The 1,569-nt window shown below is 69.4% G+C and carries 1 protein-coding gene; it reads right to left on the bottom strand.

Translation table 11 applies throughout. The features are described from left to right. Nucleotides 1-85 precede the first annotated feature (85 nt). A complete protein-coding gene (gene purB / locus CA984_RS43965) occupies nt 86-1,516 on the bottom strand; it encodes an adenylosuccinate lyase (RefSeq protein WP_086579152.1) in 1,431 nt (476 codons plus the stop codon). Nucleotides 1,517-1,569: the final 53 nt, after the last annotated feature.

The raw sequence follows: 1,569 nt of genomic DNA, 5'->3' as shown, positions 1-1,569 counted from the left end.
CGCATCCCCTGCGCCGCCCACACCAGCAGCGTGTCGTCATCGCAGGCGGCCGCCACCTCCGCGGCCGCCCGCAGTTCCACCCTCTTCAGAGGATCGCCCCGGGAACATAGGCGGCCGCGGCCGGATAGCGGGCGACGACCTCACCGACACGCGCCACGACCGCCTCCACCTGCTCGGCCGCCGCCCCGGTGAACGCGATCCGCTGCTCCAGCAGCTCGGCCAGCGCCTCGGCGCCCAGCGGGAAACGCTCATCGGCCGCCAGACGCTCCAGCAGCTCGTTACCGGCGCCCCGCTCACGCATCGCCAGCGCCGAGGCGACCGCGTGCTCCTTGATCAGCTCATGGGCGCTCTCCCGGCCCACCCCGGCCCGCACCGCGGCCATCAGCATCTTCGTCGTCGCCAGGAACGGCAGATACCGGTCCAGCTCAGCGGCGATGACCGCCGGGAACGCGCCGAACTCCGACAACACCGTCAGCATCGTCTCCACCAGCCCGTCGAAGGCGAAGAACGCATCCGGCAACGCCACCCGCCGCACCACCGAACACGACACATCCCCCTCGTTCCACTGGTCGCCCGCCAGCTCCCCCACCATGGAGGCATAACCCCGCAAAACCACGGTCAGCCCGTTGACCCGCTCACACGAACGCGTGTTCATCTTGTGCGGCATCGCCGAAGAGCCCACCTGCCCCTCGGCGAACCCCTCGGTGACCAGCTCGTGCCCGGCCATCAACCGGACCGTCTTGGCCAGCGAGGAAGGAGAGGCCGCCAGCTGCACCAACGCCGTGACCACCTCGTAATCCAGCGACCGAGGATAGACCTGCCCCACACTGGTCAGACGCCGGGCGAACCCCAGATGCCCCGCCACCCGATCCTCCAGCTCCGCCAGCCTGCCCCGGTCGCCCCCCAGCAGATCCAGCATGTCCTGAGCCGTGCCGACCGGGCCCTTGATACCGCGCAGCGGATAACGGGCGATCAGCTCCTCCAACCGGGCGAAAGCCACCAGCAGCTCATCGGCCGCCGACGCGAAACGCTTGCCCAGCGTGGTCGACTGCGCAGCCACATTGTGCGACCTGCCCGCCATCACCGTGCCCGAATGCTCAGCCGCCAGCCCACCCAGCCGCGCCAGCAACGCCACACACCGATCACGCACCACCAGCAGGCTGTCGCGGATCTGCAACTGCTCGACGTTCTCGGTCAGATCCCGCGACGTCATGCCCTTGTGCACGTGCTCATGCCCGGCCAGGGCGTTGAACTCCTCGATCCGGGCCTTCACATCATGACGGGTCACACGCTCCCGCTCGGCGATGGAAGCCAGATCCACCTGCTCGACGACCTTGTCGTAATCGGCCACCGCCTGCGGGGCGACGGCCACCCCCAGCTCCGCCTGCGCGGCCAGCACCGCCAGCCACAGGCGGCGCTCGGCCACCACCTTGTACTCAGGAGACCACAGACGGGCCAGCTCCGCAGAGGCATAGCGGGCGGCCAGGACATTGGGGATACGCGGCTTGGCAGTCACGTTGCGTCAGTCTATTGCGATCCCGCCACCACGCCCCGCACAGGGGCACCCCC

The sequence above is a fragment of the Streptosporangium minutum genome (assembly GCF_002149035.1).
Taxonomy (GTDB): domain Bacteria; phylum Actinomycetota; class Actinomycetes; order Streptosporangiales; family Streptosporangiaceae; genus Streptosporangium; species Streptosporangium minutum.
This window is presented reverse-complemented; position numbering and strand designations above follow the sequence as displayed.